The organism is Paenisporosarcina sp. P5_A11, from assembly GCF_056400705.1.
Window position 1 is genome coordinate 1 of the sequence record NZ_JBFUKT010000282.1, and the last position, 2734, is coordinate 2734.

Genomic DNA, 2734 nt, shown 5'->3' on the forward strand with positions numbered 1-2734 from the left:
CAGTTAGGATTGTTTGGTTTACTAGAGAATCGTTCCTGCTTTTATGTAAATAATAAGATGATATTTTGGTCTCTTTCTGCTTATTTTATTTCAGACCTCTCATTAAGGAATATGAGTCTGTGTGACAATTGATGCAAGAAGGTTTCTACTGAGCTTCGGACGTTTCCTCTGCTGCATCCTTTCTATAGAACAATCAAGGACAGTCACATGCTGATTTTCCAATATGAAACGATGGGACTGTTGAGAAATCAGGTCCAGGTTGACGTTTTGCTGTCCCAGGTTGTACAAAATTACATTTCCGCTATTTTGGGACTACGTCGGCTCATCAAATATTTAAAATGAATCTATGTAAATAAAGGATTTAACTTCCACTCAAGAGAATATATATTTAAATATATTACCCGTAGTAGTAAGAGGGGGATGTGACAAATAAAGTCACATCCCCCTCTTACTTACTCATTTGGTAGAGCTACAGCATTGCGCTTCCCCAAGCTCACTGGAAACATCTCCCCATAACAAATTGTGGAGTGATTCCGCATCTAGGGGTTGGCCTGCTTATAATAGTCAAATAAATTCTTTACCCGGAATATTAAAACAAAAAACGCTTCTCGTTATGAGAAACGTTTTTYGTTATATTAAGGGTAAATTATACGGTTGCTTTATCAGCCTTTTTAATTTGCTTACTTCTTAATTGACCACATGCTGCGTCAATGTCTGCACCTTGTTCATGGCGTACACCACAGTTGATACCCTTTTTCTTTAGTGCATCGTAAAACGCACTGATTGCTTCAGGAGTACTTTGTTGGTATTGACCATGCTCATCAACTGGGTTATAAGGAATTAAGTTGACGTATGAAAGGTGACGTTTATTTTCAAGCAGCTTCGCTAACTTCACCGCTTCTTCTACGTGATCGTTCACATCGCGCAGTAGGATATATTCAAACGTAATTCGTCGGTTTGTTTTATCTAGGTAATAATCAATAGCGTCCATCAGTTTTTCAATTGGATAGGCTTTATTGATTTTCATTATGCGCGTACGTAATTCGTTTGTTGGGGCGTGAATAGAAATAGCTAAATTCACTTGAAGACCTTCATCAGCGTAATCGTAAATTTTAGGCACAATCCCACTTGTCGAAACCGTAATATGACGTGCTCCAATTGCAAGTCCTTTTTGAGAGTTTACAACGTTGAGGAAGCTCATTAAGTTCGTGTAGTTATCGAATGGTTCACCAATTCCCATTACAACAATGTGGCTCACACGTTCTTCTTTTTTCACTTCATCAAGATGTTGTTGAACTTTCATAATCTGTTCCACGATTTCTCCTGAAGATAAATCGCGACTCTTTTTCAATAATCCACTTGCACAAAAACTACAGCCAATATTACAGCCGACTTGAGTTGTCACGCAGACTGATAAGCCGTATTTGAATCTCATTAATACTGTTTCAATTAAATTCCCATCTTGCATTTTAAACAAGAATTTAATCGTTCCGTCTGCTGATTCTTGTTTAACACTTTGCTCTAGGGTATATAGAACAAAGTTATCTTCTAATAATTGAACACATTCTTTACTGACGTTTGCCATTTGTGCAAAATCAGTAATACGCTTTATATATAACCAATCCCAAATTTGTTCTGCACGGTATTTTTTTTGTCCATTATCTAGAAGCCATGTAGTTAGCTGTTCTAATGTTAATCCAAAAATAGATGTTTTCATTTGATATCCTCTTTTCATAAAACAAAATCAGTACTCATTCTACTAGAAACCCGCACACATAACAACTGATTGAATTTTCAAAGTCGTATTTCACTGTTAATAATACGCATATTTCACATAAATAACTTTAATCACACTGCAACAGTAAAGCATTTACCTTCATTATGAACCCAATTGAATTGTTTATTCCTTAAGTAACAGTAATTACTTTTATTAAGCTGTTGTAAAACTAGAATAGTTTACAGAACATTCAATCTTCAATATCAACGGCTTTCTTTAACATAGCTTTTATATAAAAGCCAAAACCCTACTTWWAAGTAGGGTTTTGGCTTTATTTCGCTTTCTTTTGTTCTTTTATTCACCAGTCAATATGATTTAGATCAAAAATTAGTATGGTGTTTAATGGACTGGTATGCGGTATTTGTTTTTGAGACATTAGATTCATTACATCAGAGTCAGTCATCGGGTAATTGACTGAATCAAAATAAGCAATTAATCTTTTAACTCCTTGGACTTTTCTCATTTAATCTCCTCCACTAAATTCTCCTTGTTTACTTATCAAAGAAAGTTTAGTGATAGTTACTAAATAATTAATCCTATTAATTTATACCCGCATTTCAAACGTTTAATCCTTTCATTTCATTTATTTATAAAAAATGATTTCTTTAAATGGATAGAATTTCTTGTGTAAGGATTCCATAAAAAAAGCGTGTGAACCAATTGGCTCACACGCTTTCTTATTAATAGATTTTCAAATATTGTTAATTAGAAAATTGTATTCTCACTACTGTCTAAAAAACTTTGAGCGTCTCTTACGAGGTGCCTTTTTCTTTATCCTAATCCCACTTACACATTCCTGTACATACGCCGACATTTTTTTCATTAGCCCCAATTTAGCCCCAATAACCTGTTTTCAATGCTTTAACTTGTATTACCAAATAAAAAGAAAAAGCCCTAAAACCTTCATTAACAAGGATTCTAAGGCTTCTCAGACTATGCTTTGCAAAGTATTAGTAC

1 protein-coding gene is annotated in these 2734 nt (G+C 34.4%); it reads right to left on the reverse strand.

Going from position 1 to position 2734, the window contains the following annotated elements; translation table 11 throughout:
• Positions 1 to 646: 646 nt before the first annotated feature.
• A complete protein-coding gene (gene rlmN / locus AC1DOS_RS19325; RefSeq protein ID WP_477538809.1) occupies positions 647 to 1717 on the reverse strand; it encodes a dual-specificity RNA methyltransferase RlmN in 1071 nt (356 codons plus the stop codon).
• Positions 1718 to 2734 lie beyond the last annotated feature (1017 nt).

What these genes read in the sequence shown, in the direction of transcription:
- rlmN (WP_477538809.1), bottom strand. Translation starts at nt 1,717, where the DNA reads ATGAAAACATCTATTTTTGGATTAACATTAGAACAGCTAACTACATGG.